Here is a 24,422-nt window from a genome sequence, read left to right as displayed (position 1 = left end):
GTGAATGTCAAGTCAGGACGGTAGTTTCCGCTGGCCGGAGCGTCAACGTCGGCGTTCAGGGCGACTTGCGGGAGGCCACGATCAACGTGGTGGTCAGCTCGATGTGCGCGGCGAGGGCGGCCACGGCCGCGTCCGCCTCGCCGTCGATGGTGTGCCGCAGGATCGTGGCGTGTTCCAGCGCCGGATCACGCGCCGCGTCAGTGGCGTCGATCGCCTCCGACCAGCGCCGGTACAGGCACGCGCTGGTGCGCAGCGCGGTGGCGATGGCGTAGAGGCGGGGGCTGCCGCAGCCCGAGAGCAGCGCGTCGTGGAAGTCCGCGTGGGCGATCTCCCAGGCCGGTGTGACCCGGGTCGGGTCGGCCTGGTCGCGGCGCGGCGTGTCGGCGAGGGTGAAGTGGGTCGCCACCAGCCGGGCCCGCCAGGCCGTGTCGCCGCGTTCGATGCCGCGTCGCAGCGCCAGGCCCTCGATGTCCATCCGCGTGCTGGTCAGGTCCAGCAGGTCGTCGACGGAGATCGGCGTGACCTGGAAGCCCACCTGCGGGCTGGCCAGCACCAGACCCTGCTCGGCCAGCCGGCTCAGCACCTCCCGCAGCAGCCCGACGCTGGCGTCGTAGGCCTGGCACAGCGGGGCGAACTTGAGCCGCTCACCGGGGGCGAGGCGACCGCCGAGGATGTCGGCGCGCACCCGGTCGAGCACCTCGTCCGTGCGGGTCTTCGCGCTGGTGGGCATGGCCGGCAGCCTACACAACTTCGACATGGCGCTTGAATTTCGAACATCTCTTGACACCTCGAACGCTCGGCGTCGAGACTTCCGCCATGACCTCCAAGCGCACTGTTGTCGTCACCGGCGGCGGCACCGGCATCGGCGCCGCCGCGGCCGAACTGTTCGCCAGGTCCGGGCACGACGTCACGATCACCGGACGCCGTGCGGACGTGCTGGCGGCCACCGCCGAGCGGCTGGGCGTGGCCCACGTCGCGTTCGACGCCGCCGACCCGGCCGCCGTCCAGGCCGCGCTCGACCAGCTGCCGGCCCGCGTCGACGTGCTGGTCAACAACGCCGGCGGCAACACCGACCGCCGCCGCCCCGCCGTCGTCGCCGGCGATCTGGCCGGCCTGGCCGACGCGTGGCGGGCCAACTACGAGGCCAACGTGCTCACCACCGTCCTGGTCACCGAGGCGCTCAAGCCGCGACTGACCGACGGGGCCCGCCTGGTCACCATCGGCTCGATCGCGGCGAAACAGGGATCTGGTTCCTACGGCGCGGCGAAGGCGGCCCTGGAGGCGTGGAACGTCGAGACGGCCCGGACGCTCGGCGGCCGTGGGATCACCGCCAACATCGTGGCCCCCGGCGTCACCCTGGACACCGAGTTCTTCGCCGGCACCGTGTCCGAGGACTGGGTCGCCGCCCGGGTCTCCGCCGCGTTCAACCGCCGGCCGGGCACGCCCGGCGAGGTCGCGGAGGCGGTGTTCTTCCTGGCCCGCCCCGACTCCGGCCACCTCACCGGCCAGGTGGTCCACGTCAACGGTGGCGCTTACGCCGCCCGTTGAACCGATCCGGTCGCGCCCGCGTAAACACACCCGGATGCCTGGAAAGGGGTGTGCCGCGGATATGAGCGGGCCGATCACCGTCACTCTCAGCTATGAGGTGCGTCGCGGGCGTGCGAGCCAGTTCTCCGTGTCGGCGACCGCGCTACTGGGCACGGCGGCGGGGCAGCGGGGCTACCTCGGCGCCGGGGTCATGGGCACCTCGTCGACCGGCCGTGACTGGCAGATCTTCTACCGCTTCGACGACGAGGACTCCCTGGCCGAGTGGGAGCAGTCGCACGCCTACGCCCGCTGGATCGAGTACGTCGAGAAGTTCGCCACCCGCTCCGACGCCAAGCGCGAGGTCGGCGAAGCACAGGCCGCTCCACAACAGCCGCCGGTGGCCGCCCCCGCCGGTCGGGGACGCCGTCGGCGGGAGGCGGCCCACACCGAGGCTGTTCGGGCCGATGCCACGCAGGTGATGGACGCCGCTCGGATGCGGGACACCGCCCAGCAGCGGTCCGGCCAGCATGCGCGAACCCATGTCGAGGAACCCAACGTCGAACCGGCGGTGGCCCAGGTCGATGCCACCCAGGTGATGAGCGCAGCCCGGCTGCGGGACGCCGCCCAGCAGATGTCCGGCCAACAGATGTCCGGCCAGCACCAGCGGCCGCAGGACGCAGTGGCCAACGCTGAGACCGCCCCGGTGGATGCCACGCAGGTGATGAGCGCCGCGCGGCTGCGAGACGCTGCCCAGCAGCGGTCTGCCCAGTTCGAACGACCCCACGTGGAGCAGCCCCTGCCGGAGCCGCCCCGACTGGAACGGCCCCGAGTCGAGCGGCCGCACGGTGAGCAGCTGCCACCCGAGCCGCCCCGCGTCGAGCGTCCCCGTGTCGAACGGCCCCAGCGGGCCTCGGCCCAATGGGCGCCGGACCAGTGGGACGAGGAGTTCCGGGAGTTGGTCGCCCGGGAGTCGGGCTGGGGCCCGGCCCCGAGCCCGCAGTCGCCGGTGCCGCACTCCCAGCCACTGCCCCGGCCCGGCACCGTTCAGTGGGAACGGGCTCAGCGGGAGATGGACCTGTGGGAGGCCGAACAGCAACAGGCCGCCCAATATGAGGCGGTGCAAGCGGCCCAGCGTGAAGCCGCTCAGCGCGAGGCGGCCCAGCGCGACCGAGCCCAGCGTCAGGCCACCCAACGGGATGCCACCCAACGGGAGATCGACGAGCGGATAGCCGCCCAGCGCGAGGCGGCCCAGCAGGAGATCGCCCTGTGGGAGGCCGAACAACAGGAAGCCACCCGGCGCGAGGCAGCGCAACAGCAAGCGGCCCAACAGGAAGCCCAGCGCCAGGCCGCCCTGCGCGAAGCCGCCCAGCGGGCCGTCGGCAACCATGAACAGCCGACCGAGTCCCAGTGGGAACAGCCGGGAGTCCGGCCGGCCGGTCGGAGCGGATCGGCCGACCGGGAGCGGAGCCGCCGCTGGTGGAACCGCCGCCAGCAGCCCGAGCCGGAGCGTGCCCAGGCATCGGAACGCTCCCGCGGCTCCGAGCAGCCGTCCGATTCGGCCGAGGGTCTGTCCCCGGCGCAGCAACGGGAACTGTTCGGCGACATCGAGGTCCCGCGCACCGACGGCGACCCCCTGGCCACCGCCCGCGGCCGCCGCGAACGGTGAACGCAGGTGCCCTCGACGCCGTCGAGGGCACCCGTCGTCAGCCGGCCGGCTGCCACTCGCTGAGTTCGTCGGCGTCATCTGCTGCGCGGTCAAAGCCGGCTACATCGTGCTCTTCCGGCTGCGCGTTCCCCTGCCGCTCGGCGAGCAGACCGTGACCGGCCTGCTGATCCTGATCGCCACCCGTTCGGCCTCATCGGGCTGACCGTGCCCGGCTGGGGACAAAAGCAGTGTTCGCGAACAGCATTTCGGCTCTGGTCGGTGTCCTGATTCCGAAGCTAGCGTCGCCAACCGCAATGTGGCTGCACGAACAGGGTCGAGGGTGCTGGGGAGGCGGCGCGCGTGGTTATCGAGCAGGAACCGGAGAGCATCTACCAGGAGGCGCGCGCCCGCGCGCGGGCCGAAGGCACCCCGGTATCGGTGCGTCATGTCGCCTCCGTGTGCCACGAGTGGCTCGGTGCGCTCGGCGTCGGTGTGTACCTGCTCGGTGACCTCGGCGTGGCGGAGCCCGCCTGCGCGACCACCGACACCGTCGAGCGGATGATCGAACTCCAGATCACCCTCGGGGAGGGACCTGCTCTGACGGCCGTGCGCGACGGCCTGCCCGTTCTGGTCGCGGACCTGTCCCATCAGCAGCTCCTCGCGCGGTGGCCGGTGTTCGGCCCCGACGCGGCGGCTGAGTCGGTGTCCGCGGTCTTCGCGTTCCCCTTGTTGATGGGGCAGATCACGGTCGGCGTGCTGGAGGTCTACCGGGCACGCGAGGGCGCGCTCTCCAGTGACGAACTGGACTTGGCGCTGGCGTTCGCCGAGGTGATGACCAGCCAGTTGATCAACCAGGTGGTCGAGGCCGGCGCACTGGATGAGGAAGCGCTCGCGGTCGACGAGTTCCACGGTCGCTGGCAGACCGTGCACCAGGCCACGGGCATGGTCTCGGTGCAGCTGAGCTGCACGCTCGCCGAGGCGTTGCTGCGGCTGCGCGGCCACGCCTATGCCACCGACCGACGGTTGTCCGATGTCGCTGACGACGTCATCGGGGGCGTGCTGAGACTGCGGCCGAATGACGCGCCGGGCATCCACCGGAGCCGCGACGATGAACATGGGTAGTGCACAGGAGGTGGGCCCAGTGGCGCCGCGACCGAACTCGACGATCACGCGATTAGCCCGGACGGTGGCGAACCGGGGGTGCGCACTCGACGCTGCCTACCTGCTCACCGACGCGTGCGCACAACTTCCGGGCGTGACCGCCGCCGGCGTGTTGGTGTCGGCTGGCCCGGCACGCCGTTGCGTGATCGCCGCGACCGATCCCCGGCTGTTCGACACGTTCCACGCTCTCCAGGCTGAGCGTGACCTCGATCTGACCGACGCGGACGGGCCGGCGACGGCGTACCACGCCCCCGCGACGCGGGCGGAGCAGTGGCCGCGACTGGCCCAGTTCGCCGGCACATACGGGATCAGGACCCTGTACACGGCTCCGATGCGGGCCTTCGACGCCCTCGTCGGGACTCTGGTGCTGCTGTGTCGCCGCGCGCCCGTGTTCACCGACGAACTCGACACCGTTCACAGCTGGGCCGTGATCGCCGCCGCGGGCATGCTGGCCGACTCCGCCGCCGACGCCCTGCCCGACACGGCCTCGCATCTCACGCAGTACCGCGTGTTCCAGAACCAGGTCACCGCCTGGCAGGCGACTGGCGCACTGGCCGCCAGGAGCGGTGCGGACGTCCCCACCGCGCTGGCCACGCTGCGCCGCCACGCCGAGGACAACTGCCGTCCTCTGACGCACAGTGCGCGGCAGGTCCTGGCCTGGACAGCCGAGGCCCGCGATGCCTTTTCCGGCCACGACCGCGACACGCGGGTGCTACTGGTCGAGGCCGACCCGTTCGTCAGCAGGTGTCTGGCGGGGATGTTGCGCTCGGAGGGCCTGGAGGTGGTCACGACCGCGACGGTGCACGCCGCGGTCGGTCAGCGGGCCACCCCGCCGCCGGTGGCGATCATCGACCAGCTCCTGCCCGGCGCGGCCGAGCTCGGGCGCGACCTGGCCGCGGGAGGCACCCGGGTGATCGCGATGTCCGCCTCGATGTCGGAGCGGGTCCCGCCGGACGCTGTCACGCTGCTGCGCAGGCCGATCCCGCCGGCACGCGTCGTGGCCGCCGTTCGCGAGCTGCACCCAGCCGTGCGGCAGCGGGTGCCGGCATGACCGAACGGCTGACCAGCGGGTGCTCCCGGCTGGACACGATTCTGGGCGGCGGCCTGGTCAGCCCGTCGATCATGCTCCTGGCGGGGGCGCCCGGCACCGGCAAGACCGTCCTCGCCCAGCAGTGCGCGTTCGCCAACGGCCGCCCCGACGCCCCCGTGGTCTACCTGAGCACCCTCACCGAACCGCTGATCAAGATCACCCAGTTCGTGCAGGGCCTGGCCTTCTGCGAACCGGACCGGATCGGCACCGCGGTGCTGTTCGAGGACCTCGGCGACGTGGTGGTCAACGCGGGCCTGCGGGCGGCACTGGAACGAGTCACCGAGATCATCGCCCGCACATCGTGCGCGATGCTGGTCATCGACAGCGTCAAGGCGCTGCGGTTCGCCGCGCGCGACGCGACCGACTACGCCCGCTTCCTCTGCGAGCTGGCCGGTCGCCTGAGCGCGCTGGCCATCTGCGCGGTGTGGCTGGCCGAGTACGACACGCCCGAACTGGCGACCTCGCCCGAGTACGCCATCGCCGACAGCACGGTCGTGTTGTCCATCCACACCAGTGGCCAGCGGACCAACCGAGCCCTGCAGGTGCTCAAGCACCGGGGAAGCGCGTGCCGGTCCGGTTGGCACGCCTACCGCATCACCGACCACGGCCTGGATGCGTTCCCCCGGCTGAGCGATGTCGCCTCGGCAACCGAGTGGCGTGGGGAGGTGGGCCGGGTGAGTTCGGGCATCCCCGCACTGGACAAGATGCTCAACGACGGCTACTGGCCCGGTTCGAGCACGGTGATAGCCGGCCCGCCGGGATCAGGCAAAACGGTGCTGGGACTGCACTTCGTGTATCGGGGCGCGGAGTTGGGCGAGAAGTGCACCTTCACCACACTGGAGGAGAACCACGTCCAGCTCGGCCGGGCCATCCGCAGCCTGGGTTGGGACCCGCGGGACGACAACGTCGTCCTGCGTTGCGAATCCCCCAACGACATCTACATCGACCAGTGGTCCTACGAGCTGCTGGAATCCCTGGAAGCCACGGGGTGCCGGCGGCTGGTCATCGACAGTCTCACCGACCTCGCCTCGGCGTGCGAGGACCAGCAGCGGTTCAGCGAGTTCGTGCGCTCGCTGCTGAGCCGCTGCGCGCAGTCCGGCATCAGCACGCTGCTCACGCTCGACGTGCCGCACCTGTTCGGCCAGCACCAGCTCACCCAGCTGGGGACCTCCCATCTGTCCGACCACCTGGTGCTGCTGCACTACGTCCGCAACGGGCCGAAGCTGGACCGCGCGATGACCGTGCTCAAGTCCCGAGCGAACGAGAATCACCCCGAGACCAGGAAGTTCGTGATCACCAGTGAGGGGATCGAGGTCGGCGAGCCGGTGCCGGGGTACTGAGTTCGCGTCGCGATGTCGGCCGTTGGTGGCCGACGGGGGTAGTCGCCGTCCGGCCACGCGCCCAGGGACACCTCGCTGAGCCAGATCGAAGTCTGCCGGAACGCCCACCGGCTGCCGTCGGCTGATCGCGTGTGGACAACAGCGCAGGACGTTCCCGAGGCACGCGGCGTGGTGGTCGTGGACATCACCGAGCGGGCAACGGCCAGCAGCCGCCCGAGCTCGTGGAGTTGGCCGCCGTGCCGATCACTGCTGGCGTCATCGGGGAGCCGATGAGCTGGTTGGTCAAGCCGGCCTTGCCGATCCGGAACTTCGCCGCGCGCATCCACGGCCTGACCGACAATTCGGTCGTCGACGCGCCGGCCTTCGAAGAGATCGCGGCCGACGTGCTCAAGGCGTTGGACGCCGATGTCCTGGTCGCGCACAACGCCCACGTCGATGTTGGCGTTCTTCAGCGGCACCTCGGCGACTGGGAGTGCCCCGAGGTGATGGACACGCTCAAGCCGGCCCGCCGGTTGACGCCAGGGCTGGACACCTACCGGCTCGGCGTGTTGGAGTCCTTCAGCCTGGCCGAGGGCTTGCCGGAAGACCTGTCGCCACACCGAGCGACGTATGACGCACTGGTGGCGGCGATGAGCCTGCGACCTTGTTCCAACAGTGGCAGCGGCGTCTTCGTCACCATCGACGGGCCGAGTCAGCTATTACCGGGAAGCCGGCTGGCACTTCCTCCCGATCGCCAACGAACACGCCGAACTGGCAGGGATCGTCGGCAGCTACAGCCGTAGGCAGTCCACCGATGCCCTCTCGTCCCACGAAGCCAGCGCCCTGATGCTGGCCCGCCGCATCTGGGTGGCCGGGGTCGACATCTACACCGACCACGGTGAAGCGCCGTTTACTGAAATACAGCCGACGTCATGAACGCGGCGCTCACCGTCGCCATCCGGGTGTCGGTGGCAGTGTGCGTCGTGGGGATCGTGTTCATCTCCTGCTGGCTGCTGTTGGACTGGCAACGGGAGCGGCCAAGATCTCGAACACGTTCTTGGCCAAAACCAGCCACGTCCCGCGGGACCGTGGGCTCGCCGCAGGATGAAAAACGCTCAATGCGGGTCGCGAGGCGTCGGCGAGAAGGGCCAGTGACGAGACCGCGTCCGCGATCGATGTCGTTCGACATCCCAGTACAGGACAATGGCGCAAATGCGCCACATGTGGAGGTTTGAGGGCGGCGGCGAACGGCGATCTCAAGTAAGCCCAAGTCGAAGGTCGGCCCGCCGAGCACCGTGTCCCACATCTCCGCGTGGTGCCCGGGAGGACCTTCGCGGCCTGGGCAGCACACGTTTGCCTCGGTTCCTTACAGTGTCAGCGCAGGAGCGGAAAGTGGGGTACTTGCTTGTCGTGACAGAACTGTCCCGCCAAAGTGACAAAAGTGCCCGCCGGTGCGGCGATCCTGCCTTGCGGTAGAGTCGCCACGCGGAAAACTGTCCCTCATGTGGCAAACTGTCGCCACGCAGCATATTTGCGCCCCGTTGACGAACTCACCCCATTTGGCGGTGTTCGATACCCGCGGTGTCGGGTTTGGTGAACGACAAGGTCCGGCGTGGATACGCAGCCGTCAACGACAAGGATGTGCCATGCGCTCGGCGTTGACTGGAAGTCTGCGAATAATGAATGAGAAGACTACAGTGGGATCGCCCGTAGTGACAGCGACGGTGGTCTGTGTCGGGTGCGCGCTGAGCGCCTGGGTGTGGATGTTCCTGGTCCTGCCGCAGGTGCTGACGGACCGGTCCGGAGATGGCGATCTCGGGCAGGTCCTGGTGGTCGCGCTGGCGCTGGCGTTGACCGCGGCCGGACGGTTGGTCGTCGGTGTGCTGACGGACCGCTACGGAGCCCGCGTGTTGCTGTCGGGGATCAGTGCGACTGCCGCGGTGTTGCTGGCCGCGATCGGGATCGTGCAGTCGGCACCGCTGCAAGCCTTACTGCTGGTGTGTGCCGCAGGGGTCGCGGGCGCGATGTTCCCAGCCGGACTTGCCGCAGTCGCACGCGTTTGCCCGCCGAGGCGAAAAGGCCTGATGCTGGCGACCTGCGGGGGCTGCAGCCTTTCGGGGGCGGCAGCAGCTGCCCTCACCCTGCCACTGATGGTCGACGGCCGCTGGCGGCTGATACTGACGGTCCTGCTGTTGGTCGGGTTCGCCGTGCTGGTTCCGCTCCTGGTTCGCGGCAGGCACCGAGGAACCGCGGAGCCCGTCTCCTCGCACACGTTGCGGAAGGCACTGGGTATCCCCTGGACGTTCCACCTCGCCCTGCTGTACGTGGTCGTGTTCGGCACCCAGCGGGGGATGATGCTCTACCTGCCGGCCTATCTGCACGCTGATTACCAGCTGGCTTGGACTCGGGCGGTGTTGTTCACGACGGGCGTCATGGCGGTGGCGGCCCTGGCCCGCCCGGTCGGTGGGTGGCTGGCCGACCGAAAGGCCGGCAGACCGACGCTTGTGGTCTGTATCGCCGCAGCCGGCGCGTGCACGCTGCTTCAGGCGTTCCGGCCTCCCCTGCCGTGGGGTGTGCTCGCACTGGGCGGGGTGGCACTGAGTCTGGGGGTGGCGAGTGGGACGGCACTCGCCCTGATCGGTGTCCGCATCCCGACCGGGCGGGTGGGCGCGATCGCGGGCGCTGTGGAGGCGGCCGGCGTGGTCGCCACGCTGGTGGCGCCGACGCTGATGTTGGTGGCCTACACCCTGAATGACTACTCCTTCGGGGTCGCTCTGGCCGTGATGTCGGCATTGCTGGTGGCCACCGCGCTCGGTGTGCGACGCTGGCAGGGCCTGTTCGGCATGTGTCCCGAGCCGGTGACGACGGTGACCGCCACGGCCGCGCTGCTCGACGAGTTCGATCCCATCGAGTTCCTCCACGGGGTGACCGCGTGGTGCGTGGAGTTGCCCGAGATCGACGCCGCCGGCCTGGTGGTGGTCGATCACGGCGGATGCCTGCGGGTGGTGGCCTCCTCGGTCGAGCTGAACGCGCTGACGCAACTGCTGGTGATCCAGGACGTGCAGAGCCCGAACCAGGAATGCCTACGCGCCAACGCGGCGCTGCACCACGGCGATCTCGCGGCCGCCACCCGCTGGCCGCGCTTCGCCCCACTGGCCGTGCAGGCCGGATTCGCCTCGGTGCAGGCGTTGCCGGTGCGGCTACGCGGCCAGACGATCGGCGTGCTCACTCTGTTGAGCAGGCGACTCGGGGCGCTGAACGACACCGGGGCCATGGTTCAGGCCCTGGTCGACCTGGCCGCCATCTCCCTGGTGCACGAGCGCGCTGTGCGCGATCCGGTGGCGTCGCTGACCCAACGCCATGCGCTGTTGCACGGGCGTGCGGTGATCGAGCAGGCGAAGGGTGTGCTGGCCGCACGCCTCGGGGTGGACATGGACACCGCCTTCACCCTGCTGCGCGGCCACGACCGGCGACTGGTCGACATCGCCCGCGACGCGATCAACGGCCGGTTACCACGGCGATGACCAAACCGAGGATGACCGGTTATCACGGCGGTGACCAAGCCGAGGGACGGATGTGGGCTCGGAACGAGAGCGCTGGGTGACGCAGGCGATTCAGGAACTGGCGCACGCGGAGGGTGCGCCAGTCGCCGTCCGTCACGTCTGCCGGGCCTGCGCCAAGGCGTTGGTGGCCAGCGGAGTGGCCCTGCACATCATCGGCGACCTGGGACTGAGCGAGGTGGTGTACACCACCGACCCGGTCAGCGGTCGGGTGGCCGAACTCGAGGTGACGTTGGGGGAAGGACCAGCCGGTGACGCGTTGGTCCAGGGACTGGAAGTGCTGGTGCCGGATCTGACCGGCGAAGCGACGGCCTGCCGTTGGCCGATGTTCGCGCCGGGAGCGTCGGCCGCGGGCGTTGCCGCGGTGTTCGCTTTCCCACTCGTGATGGGCATGGTCTCGGTGGGGTCGCTTGAGGTCTACCGCGCGACCTGGGGCGACCTGTCGGCCGACGAGGTGACCGACGGGCTGCTGTTCGCGGAGGCGGCGATGCGGTTGCTCATCGAACGCATGCAGGTCTGGCCGGCCACACCTGAGGACGATTTGTTCGCCGAGGGGTTCGGCCCCGACTGGGCGGTGATCCACCAGGCCACGGGAATGGTCTCGATCCACCTCCAGACCGATCTGACGTCCGCCTTCCTGCGGCTGCGTGCGCAGGCCTATCTCACTGACCGTGGTCTGTCCGAGGTCGCCCACGACGTCGTCACGGACCGGTTGAGATTCATCCCGGATCCGGATAATGACGAGCAGTCGTAATGGAACCAGTGGCTCGTCGCGGATCTGCCTGACGCGCTAACACCAGGCGGCGGTCTGATACCTGGAATCCCCCAGTTGTGCCACCGCCCGCATGCACACCTGAGCGTCGTTGACCGTCCGCTGGGCGTCGGTGTAATTCCGCCTTCCCGCCCGAATGGTCCGCCTGTCGCATTTTATCCAGGTCTTACCTCCGTCGCCGGAGATTTCAAGCCAGACGACATCGCCGTCGTGCGCGTCGGACAGACGTGCCCATGCGTGCTGCACACCGCCGACGTCACCCTGCCGGAGTTCGAGCGTTCGCCCCTCCACAACCGCGGACTGGACGTTCGACTTGTTGATCGCATCGACAGGATCGATCATTCCCGAACACGACACCTGAACGGACATGTTCTTCCTCGTTCCTTCGCACAGTTGTGGACGTCTCACCAAGGAGACCGCCTCACCAAGGAGGCGGCCTTACCGAGGAGACTGCGGCCTGTTCGCACCACTGCGGTCGGCCGGTGAGCCGCGCCCGGATCAACGGCGTGCGAACCAGTTCCGTCGCCGTCTACACCGACGGTCGACCCTCGCCAGTGTCGCGCCCTCCGCGAACCTGCCGAAAGGGGCCATGGAACTGTGGTTCCGCTCGTCGGTGACCAGAGCGACCACAACCCCGTGACACCTCGCCGCTAGTCGAACCACAACTCCTGGACGATGACCAGGATGCCGGCCCCGATCAGGACGACAGGCATCAGCACCGGCCCCCACTGCGACAGCAGCGGGGCGATGACTGTCTTGGTGGCGACCAGCCACGCGGCGCCGCACATCAGGGCGAGCAGCACCAGGAATATGGCCATGTAGGCGCAGGCCCCGGTCAGGCCGACCACCGCGAACATCGGCACATACACGCTGATGTTGTCGCCGCCCTTGGTGAAGGTGATGGTGGCGGCGCTGCTCACGCCGGGACCGGTGTCCGGCGCTGGGTTGTCGTCCTCGCCCCGTCGCAGTTGCAGCGCGGCTCGGATCCCCAGGGCGATTGCCGGCAGGCCAAGCCAGGGACGCACATCGTGCGGCAGGCCGCTGACCACCAGCGCGGCGAGGCTGGACAGCACGAGAATGCCGGCGAATCCCAGGAACTGGCCGAGGAACACCCGGGCGACACCACCCGAACGACCGGCGGCACGAGCCACGAGCAGCAGCAGTACGAGGAAGCCGTCGATGTTGGTCGCGATGAACGCGCCGACGGCTTGCCCCATCGTTGTCACCCGCGCCGCCTCTCACACGGGTGCGGCGTCAGCATTCTGGTTTGCCTCATAGCACCGTGTGGTCTGGGCAGGAAGCGAACCGCCGGCTGGTCATCGCTGATCACCCAGGTGGCTGGCAACGTCCCCATCGCCGGCCGGCCGCGGAACGTGGACCAGAAACGTGCGCGCCAGCTGCTCGGTCAGTGCCGCACCGACCCCGACGGCCAGCACCACCGGCCACCCCAGGATGCTGAACACGCCCATCACACCGAGACCAGCGATGAACGCCAGGTGCGGCAGTGAAGGCAGCGCCGAACGGACTTTCACGACGGCGTCCTCGCCCGGCAACGGGGGCAGGTGCACGTCGGTCACTCGCATTCCGACTCTCGGCACGCGGGCGTAGGGGGCAGTGCCGACATCCTTGTCCTGCTTGGGGGTTTCACTTCCCTGTGACGCTGTACGCCGGGTAGCTGGCACTGCCCCACCTCCGAGTTCCTTTGACTGCCAAGCCAAGTCTTCAGTGGCGAGGGTTGCCTGAATAAGAGGCCACACACCCGATCGTCTGTCCACATGGCGTCAGTGGCGCGCTCTGGCACACCGTCGACCCGGCATGACCTCCGACCCCGCCCGCGCCGATCAGCCCATCGCTCACCTGAGGCTGACCTACGTGGCCACCTGCGCGTGTCCGTCAGGGCGTGGGACGGTGGCCAAGTGACCTCACAGCCCCGTTTCGCGCCAGCTCCACTGAGGATTTTCGTGCTCATGCTGGAGAACCGCTCGTTCGATCACATGCTGGGGTTCTCCGGCATCGCTGGCATCGACGCGGTCACCGGGTCGCGGACGACAGTCGACGGGCTGGTCGGCCGCCTCTGCTTCAACACCGATCCCACAACCGGGCGTGCCGTGGTGGCGGGCACGCCGGCCGACTACGTGATCCCCGTGGCGGACAAGGATCCCTGCCATGAGTTCGCCGGCGTCGTGGAACAGCTGTGCGGACCTGACGCCGTCTACCGGCCGCAGGCCGGGTACCCGCCGATCGACAACTCCGGTTTCCTGTCCGGCTACCGCGGAACGGGAACAGCGCATCCGGAGAAGATCATGCGCTGTTTCGCGCCCGCGCAGCTTCCCGTGCTCAACGCGCTCGCGCGGGAATTCGCGATATGTGATCGCTGGTTCTCCGCGCTGCCGGGACCCACCTGGCCCAACCGGTTGTTCGTGCACGCGGCGTCCTCCGGCGGCCTGGACGACAGCCCGAGCGACTGGGACACGGTCTCCAGCTACCTGCTCGACGGGTACCACTTCGACAACGGCACGATCTTCGACCGACTGAGCGACAACCACATCGCCTGGGAAGTTGTCGCTGGCGACGAATTCCCTCAGGTCCTGGCCCTCCGAGGAATGGGCCTCAACCTGCTCGCCGGCCACCTGTCCAGCGCCGCGACCTTCAGCGAGCGCCTACGCGACCCCGGATACCGGCCCCGCTATGTGTTCATCGAGCCGGACTACGGTGACGTCCTGCTCGGAGCGGGGGATTTCCGTGGCGGAAACTCCCAGCACCCGCTCGCCGATGTCACCAGTGGTGAGCGCCTGGTGAAGACGGTCTACGAGGCCATCAGGAACTCCCCGCACTGGGAGCACTCCTTGTTGGTCATCACCTACGACGAGCACGGCGGCTTCTACGACCACGTGGCACCCCCGCCGGCGGTCCCACCCGGCGACCGAGTCTTGTTCCCGCGCAACAACCACCATGGTTTCACCTTCGACCGACTGGGCGTGCGGGTGCCCGCGGTTGTCATCTCCCCGCTGATCCCACGCGGCACGATCGACCACACCGTCTACGACCACAGTTCGGTGCCGGCCACGGTGGCGCGATTGTTCGGGCTGCCGCCCCTGACCCATCGCGACTCGGCGGCCAACGATCTGCTGCACCTGCTCGCACTGCCCGAGCCTCGTCGTGACACTCCGCCCACGCTGCCCGAGCCGGCGGATTCCGGGATCAGCGAGCCGCGCGACGCCGTTCAAGCGATGACGCCCCCCGTCGTCACGGACGCGGAGCACCCGGCCGCTTTCTGGGGAGCTTTCGCGGTCGCCACGCGTCGGCATCTGACCGTCGCGCCGGTCGAACATCACCAACGCATCCGCCAGCGAGCATCTCAGGTGAGCGACCCGACCGAGGCGCTCACCCTGATAGCACAGGCCAGGACGGCCGTGCGCGCCCAGCGTGACGGCAAGAGCTGACCGCATTGCGGGTATGGCGTGACATGCTCGGTTTCGGAGGCGATGACAGTGACGATTGGCGTGTTCCTCGTGGACGACCACGAGATCGTCCGGCGCGGGATCACCGACCTGCTGGGGGGCGAGCCGGATCTCACGGTCGTTGGCGAGGCATCCACGGTTACTGAAGCCCTGGCCCGCGCCCCCGCCGCTCAGCCTGATGTGGCGGTGCTGGACGTGCGGTTGCCCGACGGCAACGGCGTCGAGTTGTGTCGGGAGCTGCGCTCGGCCATGCCGCAGTTGCAGTGCCTGATGCTCACGTCGTTCTCCGACGACGACGCCCTCTTCGACGCCATCATGGCCGGCGCCGCCGGCTTCCTGCTCAAACAAGTCCTCGGCAGCGACCTCGTCAACGCCATCCGCACCGTCGCCGGCGGCCAGTCCCTGCTCGACACCCACACCACTGCCGCCCTGCTCGCCCGGCTGCGGCGCAACCAGGAGCAGCGGCGCGCCAACCCGCTGGCCGTCCTGTCCGACCAGGAACACGTCGTGCTCGAACTCATCGGCGAAGGCCTCACCAACCGCCAGATCGCCGAACGCATGTTCCTGGCCGAGAAGACCGTCAAGAACTACGTCTCCCACCTGCTGGCCAAACTCGGCATGCAACGCCGCACCCAAGCCGCCGTGCTGGTGACAGAACTCAAAGACGACCGTGATCGATGAGCGGCCCTGTCTGTCTCCCCGGGTCACCGCTCGTGTAGATCACCACGTCGTCAGCCCGCACAGGTCATCGGACCGCGGGTCGGCTCAGCACCGCCCACACGACCTTGCCACCCGACCACGCGCGCGAGCAGCCCCATGCGCGCGCACGGCGAACGATCAACTTCAGCCCGCTGTCGGCCGGATCCGGTTGCGCGTCTCGGTGCGGCCACCGCACGGGGCGAGGGTCCTCGTCGGTCACCGCGACCGTCAGCCTCCCCGGCCACAGCTCCAGCCGCAGCCTCGCGGGCGACGCGGTGTGCCGGACGGCATTGCCCACCAGTTCAGCCGCCACCGCGACGGCATCCTCCATGAGCTCGTCAACCTGCCAGTTGCCGCAGGTTTCGGCGACGAACTCCGCCACCACATGCAGGCAGAGAGGGGAGGAGGGCAGCCACAACACGGTGCGGTGGTGCTGCTGCGGCTCGGCCAGGCGCTCCACCGCGTCGCGCACGGTGGGACGGATGGTCAGGAATCGCCGCGCCGGGCCATGCTGGAACTGCGCCGAGTTCGTCGGTCCGGGAACGATCACCAGCGGCACCGGGGACCACTGCTCGGTGCGCATCCACACCGTGACGAACACGCTGACCAGAAACTCCTGGGTGATCGTCAGCGCGGCGAGATCGACGATCAGCGCACGCGGCTGGTCGGCCGCGCACTTGAGCAGAACGTCCCGCAGATGCCCATAGGTGCCGATATCCAGCTGGCCTTCGGGGCGGATGATTGTCGCCCCGTGCTGCTCGGATACCTCGCAGGTCACCAGGCCGCGTTCAGCCTCGTCTCTGCTCGCCATGTTGTGCTCAGCCCCGACCGCTGGTGATTTCCAGGATTTGTCTGCCGGGATAACCGGCGCACCTCGCAGCGTACGCCGGGAAGCGGTCGGTCATGATCGCAGCCAGAACTGGGTCACACGATCGGGTAATTATCCTCTCTGGGGCGTAACGCGATGCACGCCGAGTGCCGTTCCCGTGCGTCAACCATCCGATGTTCCCGGCTGGGACAGCCGCTGTTCCGGCCAGGAGGTGCGCAGCGCCTCAAGCCCCGCCGCCACCGGATCGGCCACTCGGACGTCGTCGGCCGGTGCGACGGGCTCGATCATGCAGCGTTCGACGGACAGCACCGCGCCACCGCCGAAGTCGACCCACACCTCGGCCGCCGACGACGCGTCGTCACCGACGAAGAACGCGATGGTGCCGCACCGGCTGAGGTGACCTCTGCCGGTCACCCGGACCGGCTGTCCGCGGTGCAGGTCGGCGGGTGTCGGCGCATTCATGGGCGCAGACGGTACCGATGTCCCGCACGTTCGCACGCCGCGGCGACCGTGCTCACCAAACGTTCAATCCCCTCGGTCACGCGATCGGGGGACCAGCGTTCGCGCCACCAGCCCAACGAGTGCGCGGCCGAATTCGACAAGGAGGCACCCAGAGTGGTTTCCGCACGTCGAATCGTCGTCGGCGTAATTCGAACCAGTGAAATCCTCGCCGAGTTTCCCGGCGATCCAGCCACCTCGGCGAGAACGTGCTGTGGCACAAGGGCTCCCACGTTGAGCCACGCTCACGCGCGATCTGGCGGACCGGTGGCCGCGTCGAGCCGGGCCATGGCCATGGCGGCGGCTCTGACCAGCGGTTCCTGGTCGTTGCGGGGGCCGGTCTTACGGTAGTGCATCGACAGCACGCCGAGGATGCCGCCGTGCTCGTCGAGCAGCGGGTAGGTCAGCACCGCCCGCGAACCGGCGGCGAGCATCACCTCGCGGGTCTCGTGGCCGGCGAAGATGGGGCTGGTCGCGACGTCGTCGACCAGCACCGGGTCGCCGGTGGCGAGTGCTCGGGCGCACGCGGACGGCGTGTCGGCGTCGACGGTGGCGAAGTACGCGAGGAAGGCCGGCGTGAAGCCGACATGCTGCTCCAGGCGCAGGATCCCGCTCTTGGGGTCGTAGGTCTGCAGATCGCAGGCGTCTGCTCTGGCGTGGCTCTTGGCGGTGGCGACGATGGCCACGTGCAGGACCGTGCGGTCGGCGAGGGCGAGGAAGTCGTCGGCGGTCAGTGTGTCGGGATCGGCGCGTAGCCGGTCGCGGAAGCTGTTGACGATCGCCCGGCGGCTGGCCAGGGTCTCCGCGTCGATCACGCTCTGGTGGGCGCGGCGGAGTGCGCCACGCATGTCGAGGACCAGACGCCTTGCCGTGACTGGTTCTGTCATCTGGTCACCACCTCGGATGGACCATCGTCACAGGCTACGCGTGCCGCCGGTGACCCCCTGAGCCAGCAGGGTGTCCAGGTCAGCGAGGTCGAGCGGCTTGGCGAAGTGGGCGTCGAACCCGGCGGCGCGGCTGAGTTCCCGGTCGGCGTCCTGGCTGAAACCGGAGACCGCCACCAGCAGGGAGTTCCGGTGCAGCAGGTGCCGGCCGGCGCGGACCCCGCGCAGCAGGTCCAGCCCGTTGCCGTTGGGCAACCCGAGATCAAGGACCATCAGGTCGGGGTCGTGCTCGCGCAGCACCGCGGCGGCCGAACGGGCGTCGAGCGCCGTCACGACCCGGAAGCCGTCACGGCGCAGGTAGTTCTCGGCCATCGCCGCGAGGTCCGCCTCGTCTTCGACGAAACGTCACCACCGGCCTGGCCAGCTCCGTGTTGAGCGGTTCGTGAGCCCGGCCGTCGTCGATCGGCTGCCCATCTGGCGGCGGTGCCGCGTCCATTTACGGAAAGTACCACTGGCAAAGGAACCCTCACGCCGACAAAAGGAGCCACCTTGTCCGGTCCCCGTCCTGACGGCGAAGCAGTTTCCGCCAGGGCCCGGCACATCGCCGAGACGACCGAGCGGGTTCGCCTGTGCCGCGACGTCTCGGAGTGGCGCATCGGCCGCGCCGCGAAGCTGATCGAGGAATCGGTGCGACGGCCCGAGAGGTCGGCGGCGCGGTCGCCGCCGAGATGCGGCAGCGGCTCACCGTGAGCGGGTTCGGCGCTCGTTCTCGTTGATCACACCAGTGCCGCGGTGCCGCCGATGGCTCCGCCGGCGGCACCGCGGTTTCGCGTCGGTCAGGTGTTCAGCACCCGAGAAGGGAACAGGCCACCGCCGAGGAGTCGCTGGTCCTGGACGGAGGGGTGCCGGCTGGTGAGTTCGTGGGGAGGTACGTGGCCGACGCCGTGTTCGTGAACGGCAGCAACGTCAGGAGCAGCGACGTCGAACAGAAGACCTGCTTGCTCTGTCCGGCCGCCAGATCGAACGTGCCCGCGGCGGACCGGCACGACGGTGCGGCACTGTCGATGACAGTCACACCGGTGATGCCGGTCGGACCGGCGTCGGTCACCGTGATCCGCCAGTGCGGGTTGGCCAACAGCAGGCCGAGCAAGCCCGGGGTCGCGTGTTTCGTCCATGGTCCCGGGCCACCGGGTTGGCAGTCGTCGTCGTGGATCGATGCGCAGATCTCCTTGTTGATCGTCACTGTCGGCTGGCAGGCCGGCCCCGGTGCGACGGGCAGGCTCACGGTGTTGGAGGTGAACGCGCCGGTGGCGTCACTGCCGGCCGCGGTGTCGGACGCCGCTGTCACGGTGCAGGTCGCCGAGACCGTTGTCCTGAAACAGACCTGCGGCGCGTCGCCGTTGAACGCCACCACCAGGTGCGGCTGGTTGCCGCCGGTGAAGTCGTTGCTGTTGTTCAGCACGAGGTGCGCGGACACGGTGATGCTGGGATGTGCGGCCGGTGAGATCCCCGACAGGTCCAGGCTGCCGTCCGGGGCGAACGTGGGATGGGCGATCACGGAACCGTTGGTGTCGCTGACATCCGCGGTCGACGCGGTCAGGTCGACGTTGGCCAGGTTCATGTTCTCCAGGCGGGCGTCGGTGTAGCTGTGGATGTGCCCGGTGCCGCCGTCGCAGTAGAACGCCGACGGCGTCAGCGTGACGTCCGCTCCACTGTGGATACACGGCGAACTCGACGTGGTGGGGTCCTCGGAGAACAGGATGCCGGCGTCACCGAGGCCGAACAGGCAGCGGGTGACCTGGTCGTACGCGTAGCCGTAGTCCCGGGTGACCCCGCCGTTGGCGCTGGGATGCGTTGCCGGCAAGGGGAAACCCGCGCACGCGGCGGCCGTGGTCCAGTCGTAGCAGACGGTGTCGCCCGCGCTCGACCCGCCCCAGGTTCCGGTGTAGCTGCGCAGGTGGCCGTCCGGGCCGGTGGCGGTCTCCGGGTTGAAGACCAGTTGGTTGGACAGGGAATTGAACACGGTCGGCGCGGCCAGTGGGGCGCCGCCGACGGTGAAGCAGGTCGATATCGACGTGGGATTGCCGGTCGTCGTCGCGCAGGCGCCGACGGCATTGCCCGAGGTGTCGTATGCGGTGTAGGCGTTGTACGTGGAGTTGCCGGGCGGCGCGATGGCCTGCGGGGTGGTCCAGCCGGCGCAGGCGGTCGCGGTGACCGGATCGAAGCAGCCCAGCACCGGCGCCCCGCCCGCCGGCGAGGACGAGGCGAACACCTTGCCGGCGGCGATGGCCATGGACCCCTGGTAGTTGGCGCCGGGGGAGTTGTTGTTGGCCGGCACGATCGCGGCGTACGGCTGGCCAGGACACGGCGACTGGGAGGCGATGGTCAGGCACAGCACCTGGCCGTTGCTGCCGACGCCGTAGAGGTTGCCGGCGGTGGTGACCAGGCCGGCGAGCCCGTTCGCGCCGCCGGAACCCGTGGTGGTCAACGGGAAGTACCCGCAGTTGGCCCGCGCGCCGAGGTCGAGGCACCCGACCCCCACCGAGGAGGCGGTGACCGCGGCGTAGTACACCACGCCGGGCCGGCCGGGATCCTGGACGTACTGCGGGGTCAGGGTGCTGGCGATGTCGCCGGTGGAACCGGAACCGAACGGTCCGGGTGCGGTGTTGACCGGCCGTGGCCACGGGCCGCCGGCGCACGGCGCGCCGGCCGTCAGGTCCGTGCAGACCAGTTTGGGTGCCGAGGCAACCAGGTGGTGGTACATGTTCCACGCCTCGACCGTGCCGTTGGGCTGGCGGAAGACGATCGGCGTGTAACCGTCGCCGCCGGTCGGGTTCGCGGTCGGCTTCACGGGCGCGAGCAGGATGTTCGCCAGGTTGGTGCCGCCCGACCGGGCGCCGGGATTGGTCGCTCGCACCGACACCGTGGCGGCGCCCGGGTCAGTGGTCTGATAATTCGTGCCGTCGGTCGACCAGGACGGCGTCCAGCCAGGTGGCACCTGGAGCGAGCCCGGCACGTAGGTCTGCGCGGTACCAGCACCGGTGATCGGATCGGTGATGGTTGCCGCGGACGGTCCGGCCGGGCCGTTGTTGGCGTAGCTGAGCACCCAGTTGAGGGTGTCCGCGTGGTTCACCGGATTCGCACCAGGACTGGTCACGTCTTGAGCGCTTTTGGTCAGCACGGACGGCGCCGCGGGTGCGGCGGCGACGGGAACCGACACACTGGCCGCCACCGTCACGAACGCGATGCCGATCGCCAACATCGAGCGTGCGTATCGCGCTGTTCTGCCACGTCTTCGATTCATGCTCTCCCTCGCCCCCAAATAGACCGGCGCGGAAAATGTCCACGCCTGCGTGAACGCGAGCCTAGGAAGAGGGCCATGGCCGGGCAATGAGGGTCGCCGGGACGCGAGCGCCGATGGCCTATTTGCGTAAACGCCCGCGTGGTCGGTGCGACTCTGGGCAGAGGTTCACGCCGCACCCCTGGGCGGAACGGGTCATCCGATGGTCCGAACGATTCCCGGCGCAAACCCGCACGTGTCCCGCAAGATCACTCGGGCACGCCGGCGTCGTCGCCGGCATCCGGCTTACCGTGTTTGGCCTGTCCGGACGGCTGGATGTTCTGGTTGATGTGGAACAGGTTGTCCGGGTCGTAGCGGCGCTTGATCCGAGCGAGCCGGTTGTAGTTGCCGCGGTAGGACGCCGCTACTCGGGCCTGGCCCTCGTCCATCAGGAAATTGACGTAGGCGCCGCCGGCCGAGGTGGGGTGCAGTTCCTGCCAGTAGTCCCGGGCCCATTGGGAGATGACGTCGGCCTTGGCCGGATCCGGGTCGACGCCCACGATCACCCCCGCCCAGCCGCCGTCCCGGTAGGCGAAGGCGGTCGCGTCCTCCGGCACGCGGCTGGCGGCGCCGTCGATGGGGTAGAGGTGCATGGTGGAGTGGCCGGTCGGCAGTCGCGCACCCCACTTGCAGTGCACGTCGATCGCGGCGTCGGAGATCTCGTTGAAGAAGTCCGCCCGCCAGTACCACTGCAGCCCGGCCGGGTAGAGGCCGTCGAACGCGCTCTGCAGCATGGTGAACGGCATGGCGTGCAGGCCGACGAACAACGGCGAGCCGTAGGTCGTGATCGGCTCGAACATCTGGTTGGCGCGGGCGTGCGATCCGGTGTAGCACCAGACGACCGCACACGACTTGCGGCCCCAGAGCTTCTCGGGGAACGGCGCGGCCGGCGGGACGGTGAGCAGCGCGAAGAAGCCGCTGAGCTCCTCCGGCAGCGATGACAGCAGCTCTCGGTACCAGCGCAGCACCTCGGCCGTGTCGGCGAGGTCGTAGAGCACCGGACCGCCGATGATCATGCCGCGCTCCCCGATGTGGTGGCAGCGGAAGGTGAAAGACGTGACGACGCCGAAGTTTCCGCCACCGCCTCGCAGGGCCCAGAACAGGTCGCTGTGGGAGCTTTCGCTGGCCGTCACGAACGTCTCGTCGGCGAGCACCACATCCGCGGCGAGCAGATTGTCGATCGTGAGTCCGAAGCGCCGGGAGAGGTGGCCGATGCCACCCCCGAGCGTCAGGCCGCCCACACCGGTGGACGAGAGGAAGCCGGAGGGAGTCGCCATGCCGAACCCGACGGTCGCGTGGTCGACGTCGCCCCAGGTGCAGCCCGCGTCGACGCGGACGGTGTGCTTCTCGGGATCGACCGTGGTGCTGCGCAGCAGGGAAAGGTCGATGACCAGGGCGTCGTCCCCGACCCCGAGGCCGGCGGCGTTGTGGCCGCCACCTCGCACCGCGATCTCGAGGTCGTGGGCACGGCCGAAACGCACGCAGGCGAGGACGTCGACGGTGTCTCGACAGCGGGCGACGGCCGCGGGTCGCTTGTCGATCATGCCGTTGTAGACGGCGCGTGCCTCGTCGTACCGGCCGTCGCGCGGAGTGATGAGTTCGCCGCGCAGGGCGGCTGCCAGTTCTTCGTACGGCGTGTTGCCGATGTCGGCTGATGTGGTCGGCGTGCTGGCCATGCGACCCCTTCCGATTCGGCACTCGACGGGCACGGCGCTCTACCATCGAACACGAGCATCGCGAAGATGAGAGCCATTCTCCCGAAAAGAAGTGGCGAGTTTACCGTCCGGCGGTTCTGTGCGGGAAGTAGCAGGTGACGAGTTCGCGTCAATGACAGAAATAGGCGGCTGCGCAGCGCCATGCGATGAACGCGCCGGCCATTTTCCGTTTGCGATGACGCGCGCCGGCCATTGGCGCCGTTTGGCCGGCCGTGATCGGGACTCGCCCTGAACGGAGGAGCGCCTCGCTGGCCGCCAGTTGGACAATGTGCCGATGGCTGTCCTGACGCAGGACCACGGCGCGGTCGAAGGTGTCGGTCTCCCGCGCGCGATGCGCCTCGCTTGCGGCAAGGCGGCCCGGGCGAAGGTGCCTCGCTCAAGTCATGCCGAGTTCGTGCGAGATCCCGCGGTGCCGTCGCCGCTGGAGCTACTGGCAAGGCAGGACGCGTCGCGGATTCCGGATCTGGTGCCGATCCGCTATGGGCGGATGGCGGTCTCGGCGTTCACGTACTTCCGGGGCGCGGCGCTGCCGATGGCCGCCGATCTGGCCGCCACCCCGCGCAGCGGCCTGTCCGTCCAGGCGTGCGGGGACGCGCATCTGATGAACTTCGGCCTGTTCGCCTCGCCCGAGCGCCGGCTGGTCTTCGACATCAACGATTTCGACGAGACGTCGCCGGGACCGTGGGAGTGGGACGTCAAACGGCTGGCGGCGAGCCTGGAGATCGCGGGCAGGTCCAACGGCTACCCGGCGAAGCGCCGTCGCGGCATCGTCCTGGCCGCGGTTGGCCAGTACCGCCAGGCGATGCGTGCTTTCGCGAGTGCCACCGCGCTCGACGTCTGGTATGCCCACGCCGACATCGAGACGGTACGGACCGTCTACGCGCAGAACCGGGGCGCGGCGAGCCGCCGGAAGCTGGACGCCAACCTCGCCAGGGTTCGCACGAAGAGCAATCTCGGTGCGCTGCGCCGGTTCACCGAGGCCTCCGACGGCGGGCTGCGGATCGTCTCCGAAGCTCACCGCGTGGTCCGGGTCGATGAGATCACCGATCCCGACCAGGATCCCGAGGAGTTGCGAGCGCGACTCGGCGAGGTGCTGGCGGCGTATCGGGAGACGCTGGAACCGGAGCGGCGGGCGCTGCTCGACCGCTATTCCTATGTGGACCTCGCGCGCAAGATCGTCGGGGTCGGCAGCGTCGGCACACGCTGTTGGATGGTGCTGATGCTCGGCAATGACAACCAGGATCCCCTTTTCCTCCAGGCGAAGGAGGCCGGGCCCTCGGTGCTGGAGGAGTTCCTGGCGCCGAGCCGTTTCGACAACGCCGGGCAGCGTGTCGTGACAGGTCAGCGTCTCATGCAGACGGTGAGCGACATCTTCCTCGGCTGGGTCAGGGTCGCCGGATTCGACGGCCAGTCGCGTGACTTCTACCTGCGGCAGTTGCGCGACTGGAAGGGATCGGCCGAGATCGAAGGGATGCCGTGGCGCAACCTGAACGATTACGGCCGCCTCTGCGGTTGGACCCTGGCTCGCGCTCACGCCCGGTCCGGCGACCCGGTCGCGATCGGCGCCTACCTCGGCTCGGCCCCGGTGTTCGACGAGGCGGTCGCGGATTTCGCCGCGGTGTACGCCGACCAGAACGAGCGAGACCACGCCGCCCTGCTGGCAGCCGTCGCGTCGGGTGCGGTGCGGGCCGACACGGACACCTGAGGCCGTCCGGAGGCGCGGCATCGGAATGACGCAAGGCGCCGGCGTAGAAGTCTCCGACAGCCCACCGAAGTGCCAGCGGGCGTCTCCGCCGTCGAAGGTGGAGTTCTCCGTGGCGATCCGCCGAGACGCCCGCTGGCACCACCCGACCCGCGACCTGCGAGTTTCACTCGCACACGCGACACCGTGCTGCGCCCATAGGTTACAATCATTGCTTGTA

Annotated in this window: 22 protein-coding genes; 12 read left to right on the top strand and 10 right to left on the bottom strand. The window is 69.0% G+C overall.

Annotated features, from left to right (window positions below; genetic code table 11):
• Positions 1–55: 55 nt before the first annotated feature.
• Positions 56–730 carry a GntR family transcriptional regulator gene (locus tag JJ691_RS24705; RefSeq protein ID WP_211771081.1) on the bottom strand — a complete coding sequence of 225 codons (675 nt, stop codon included), beginning with the start codon at positions 728–730 and terminating at the stop codon, positions 56–58.
• 86 nt (positions 731–816) lie between these two features.
• Between JJ691_RS24705 and JJ691_RS24700 the strand changes: the two genes are divergently transcribed.
• The 8 genes from JJ691_RS24700 to JJ691_RS24665 all read left to right on the top strand — a co-directional run bounded on the left by JJ691_RS24700 (position 817) and on the right by JJ691_RS24665 (position 11,056).
• Positions 817–1,548, top strand: coding sequence for an SDR family NAD(P)-dependent oxidoreductase (locus JJ691_RS24700; protein ID WP_211771080.1), 732 nt, complete (start codon positions 817–819; stop codon positions 1,546–1,548).
• A 61-nt stretch (positions 1,549–1,609) separates the two neighbouring features.
• On the top strand, positions 1,610–3,193 hold the full coding sequence (locus JJ691_RS24695) for an antibiotic biosynthesis monooxygenase (protein ID WP_211771079.1): 1,584 nt from the start codon (positions 1,610–1,612) through the stop codon (positions 3,191–3,193).
• Between the two features lie 339 nt (positions 3,194–3,532).
• Positions 3,533–4,294 (top strand): GAF and ANTAR domain-containing protein, encoded by a 762-nt coding sequence (locus tag JJ691_RS24690; RefSeq protein ID WP_211771078.1) that lies wholly within the window; start codon positions 3,533–3,535, stop codon positions 4,292–4,294.
• A gap of 19 nt (positions 4,295–4,313) precedes the next feature.
• Complete coding sequence (locus JJ691_RS24685) at positions 4,314–5,384, top strand: GAF domain-containing protein (protein ID WP_211771077.1); 1,071 nt, start codon at positions 4,314–4,316, stop codon at positions 5,382–5,384.
• Positions 5,381–6,763: an ATPase domain-containing protein gene (locus tag JJ691_RS24680; RefSeq protein ID WP_211771076.1), complete on the top strand. Its 1,383-nt coding sequence runs from the start codon at positions 5,381–5,383 to the stop codon at positions 6,761–6,763. Before JJ691_RS24685 ends, JJ691_RS24680 begins: the two co-directional genes overlap by 4 nt.
• A 236-nt stretch (positions 6,764–6,999) precedes the next feature.
• Positions 7,000–7,545 (top strand): 3'-5' exonuclease, encoded by a 546-nt coding sequence (locus JJ691_RS24675; RefSeq protein ID WP_249228158.1) that lies wholly within the window; start codon positions 7,000–7,002, stop codon positions 7,543–7,545.
• 843 nt (positions 7,546–8,388) lie between these two features.
• Complete coding sequence (locus JJ691_RS24670; RefSeq protein ID WP_211771074.1) at positions 8,389–10,266, top strand: MFS transporter; 1,878 nt, start codon at positions 8,389–8,391, stop codon at positions 10,264–10,266.
• A 76-nt stretch (positions 10,267–10,342) separates the two neighbouring features.
• Positions 10,343–11,056, top strand: coding sequence for an ANTAR domain-containing protein (locus JJ691_RS24665; protein ID WP_211771073.1), 714 nt, complete (start codon positions 10,343–10,345; stop codon positions 11,054–11,056).
• A 36-nt stretch (positions 11,057–11,092) separates the two neighbouring features.
• On the opposite strand, the gene JJ691_RS24660 is transcribed toward JJ691_RS24665, so the two are convergent.
• The 3 genes from JJ691_RS24660 to JJ691_RS24650 all read right to left on the bottom strand — a co-directional run bounded on the left by JJ691_RS24660 (position 11,093) and on the right by JJ691_RS24650 (position 12,651).
• Entirely contained in the window at positions 11,093–11,443 is a 351-nt protein-coding gene (locus tag JJ691_RS24660; protein WP_211771072.1) for a hypothetical protein, read from the bottom strand.
• 281 nt (positions 11,444–11,724) lie between these two features.
• Complete coding sequence (locus JJ691_RS24655; RefSeq protein ID WP_211771071.1) at positions 11,725–12,291, bottom strand: cadmium resistance transporter; 567 nt, start codon at positions 12,289–12,291, stop codon at positions 11,725–11,727.
• Between the two features lie 99 nt (positions 12,292–12,390).
• A complete protein-coding gene (locus JJ691_RS24650) occupies positions 12,391–12,651 on the bottom strand; it encodes a hypothetical protein (protein WP_211771070.1) in 261 nt (86 codons plus the stop codon).
• Between the two features lie 384 nt (positions 12,652–13,035).
• Between JJ691_RS24650 and JJ691_RS24645 the strand changes: the two genes are divergently transcribed.
• Together JJ691_RS24645 and JJ691_RS24640 are read left to right on the top strand one after the other, a co-directional pair.
• Positions 13,036–14,517: an alkaline phosphatase family protein gene (locus JJ691_RS24645; RefSeq protein WP_211771069.1), complete on the top strand. Its 1,482-nt coding sequence runs from the start codon at positions 13,036–13,038 to the stop codon at positions 14,515–14,517.
• A 48-nt stretch (positions 14,518–14,565) separates the two neighbouring features.
• Positions 14,566–15,216, top strand: a complete 651-nt coding sequence (locus JJ691_RS24640) for a response regulator (RefSeq protein ID WP_305875430.1) — start codon at positions 14,566–14,568, stop codon at positions 15,214–15,216.
• Between the two features lie 64 nt (positions 15,217–15,280).
• On the opposite strand, the gene JJ691_RS24635 is transcribed toward JJ691_RS24640, so the two are convergent.
• From JJ691_RS24635 to JJ691_RS24620, 4 genes are all read right to left on the bottom strand, one after another.
• Positions 15,281–16,045, bottom strand: coding sequence for an STAS domain-containing protein (locus tag JJ691_RS24635; protein ID WP_211771067.1), 765 nt, complete (start codon positions 16,043–16,045; stop codon positions 15,281–15,283).
• A gap of 180 nt (positions 16,046–16,225) precedes the next feature.
• The gene (locus JJ691_RS24630) at positions 16,226–16,525 is read right to left on the bottom strand and encodes a hypothetical protein (protein ID WP_211771066.1); all 300 of its coding nucleotides are present in this window, start codon (positions 16,523–16,525) and stop codon (positions 16,226–16,228) included.
• Between the two features lie 281 nt (positions 16,526–16,806).
• Positions 16,807–17,448, bottom strand: coding sequence for a GAF domain-containing protein (locus JJ691_RS24625; RefSeq protein ID WP_211771065.1), 642 nt, complete (start codon positions 17,446–17,448; stop codon positions 16,807–16,809).
• A 27-nt stretch (positions 17,449–17,475) separates the two neighbouring features.
• Positions 17,476–17,817, bottom strand: coding sequence for a response regulator (locus JJ691_RS24620; RefSeq protein WP_211771064.1), 342 nt, complete (start codon positions 17,815–17,817; stop codon positions 17,476–17,478).
• A 177-nt stretch (positions 17,818–17,994) separates the two neighbouring features.
• On the opposite strand from JJ691_RS24620, the gene JJ691_RS24615 reads away from it, so the two are divergent.
• Positions 17,995–18,195 carry a hypothetical protein gene (locus JJ691_RS24615; protein ID WP_211771063.1) on the top strand — a complete coding sequence of 67 codons (201 nt, stop codon included), beginning with the start codon at positions 17,995–17,997 and terminating at the stop codon, positions 18,193–18,195.
• Between the two features lie 94 nt (positions 18,196–18,289).
• Here JJ691_RS24615 and JJ691_RS24610 read toward each other — a convergent pair whose 3' ends face one another.
• Both JJ691_RS24610 and JJ691_RS24605 read right to left on the bottom strand, forming a co-directional pair.
• A complete protein-coding gene (locus tag JJ691_RS24610; protein WP_211771062.1) occupies positions 18,290–20,707 on the bottom strand; it encodes a DUF7617 domain-containing protein in 2,418 nt (805 codons plus the stop codon).
• Positions 20,708–20,994: 287 nt separating this feature from the next.
• Positions 20,995–22,461, bottom strand: coding sequence for an FAD-binding oxidoreductase (locus JJ691_RS24605; protein ID WP_211771061.1), 1,467 nt, complete (start codon positions 22,459–22,461; stop codon positions 20,995–20,997).
• Between the two features lie 313 nt (positions 22,462–22,774).
• On the opposite strand from JJ691_RS24605, the gene JJ691_RS24600 reads away from it, so the two are divergent.
• Positions 22,775–24,205 carry a DUF2252 domain-containing protein gene (locus JJ691_RS24600; RefSeq protein WP_211771060.1) on the top strand — a complete coding sequence of 477 codons (1,431 nt, stop codon included), beginning with the start codon at positions 22,775–22,777 and terminating at the stop codon, positions 24,203–24,205.
• Positions 24,206–24,422: the final 217 nt, after the last annotated feature.

Origin of the sequence: Kutzneria sp. CA-103260, from assembly GCF_018263855.1 — a bacterium.
Taxonomy (GTDB): Bacteria; Actinomycetota; Actinomycetes; order Mycobacteriales; family Pseudonocardiaceae; genus Kutzneria.
The sequence above is the reverse complement of the archived record's forward strand: the minus strand, read 5'-3'. Positions and strand labels throughout refer to the sequence as shown.